The 1,227-nt window shown below is 49.3% G+C and carries 1 rRNA gene; it reads left to right on the forward strand.

The features are described from left to right. Positions 1-1,227, forward strand: a 23S ribosomal RNA gene (locus Q4503_RS18755); the annotation flags it as partial.

The following is a 1,227-nucleotide window of genomic DNA, read 5'->3' on the forward strand; positions in this document are numbered from 1 at the left end:
TAGGTATCGTTAACTGAATACATAGGTTAACGAGGCGAACCGGGAGAACTGAAACATCTAAGTACCCCGAGGAAAAGAAATCAACCGAGATTTCGTTAGTAGCGGCGAGCGAACGCGAATCAGCCCTTAAGCTTATTGGGCGCTAGTGGAACTTACTGGAAAGTAAGACGATACAGGGTGATAGTCCCGTACACTAAAGCAACCTTTAAGTGAAATCGAGTAGGACGGAGCACGTGAAACTTTGTCTGAATATGGGGGGACCATCCTCCAAGGCTAAATACTACTAACTGACCGATAGTGAACCAGTACCGTGAGGGAAAGGCGAAAAGAACCCCTGTGAGGGGAGTGAAATAGAACCTGAAACCGCATACGTACAAGCAGTGGGAGCCAGATTTAGTCTGGTGACTGCGTACCTTTTGTATAATGGGTCAGCGACTTATATTCTGTAGCAAGGTTAACCGATTAGGGGAGCCGTAGCGAAAGCGAGTGTTAACTGCGCGTTTAGTTGCAGGGTATAGACCCGAAACCCGGCGATCTACCCATGGGCAGGTTGAAGGTTGAGTAACATCAACTGGAGGACCGAACACACGTATGTTGAAAAATGCGGTGATGACTTGTGGGTCGGAGTGAAAGGCTAATCAAGCCGGGAGATAGCTGGTTCTCCCCGAAATCTATTTAGGTAGAGCCTCGCACGAACACCATTGGGGGTAGAGCACTGTTAAGGCTAGGGGGTCATCCCGACTTACCAACCCTTTGCAAACTCCGAATACCAATGAGTGATATGCGGGAGACACACTGCGGGTGCTAACGTCCGTTGTGAAGAGGGAAACAACCCAGACCGCCAGCTAAGGTCCCAAAGTACTAGTTAAGTGGGAAACGATGTGGAAAGGCATAGACAGCTAGGAGGTTGGCTTAGAAGCAGCCATCCTTTAAAGAAAGCGTAATAGCTCACTAGTCGAGTCGGTCTGCGCGGAAGATGTAACGGGGCTAAACTAGTCACCGAAGCTGCGGATTCATAATTTATTATGAGTGGTAGGGGAGCGTTGTGTAAGCCGTTGAAGGTGAATTGAGAAGTTTGCTGGAGGTATCACAAGTGCGAATGCTGACATGAGTAACGATAAGGGGAGTGAAAAACTCCCCCGCCGAAAGACCAAGGTTTCCTGTCCCATGTTAATCAGGGCAGGGTAAGTCGGCCCCTAAGGCGAGGCGGAAACGCGTAGTCGATGG

The organism is Colwellia sp. 6_MG-2023 (assembly GCF_030547765.1).
Taxonomy (GTDB): domain Bacteria; phylum Pseudomonadota; class Gammaproteobacteria; order Enterobacterales; family Alteromonadaceae; genus Colwellia.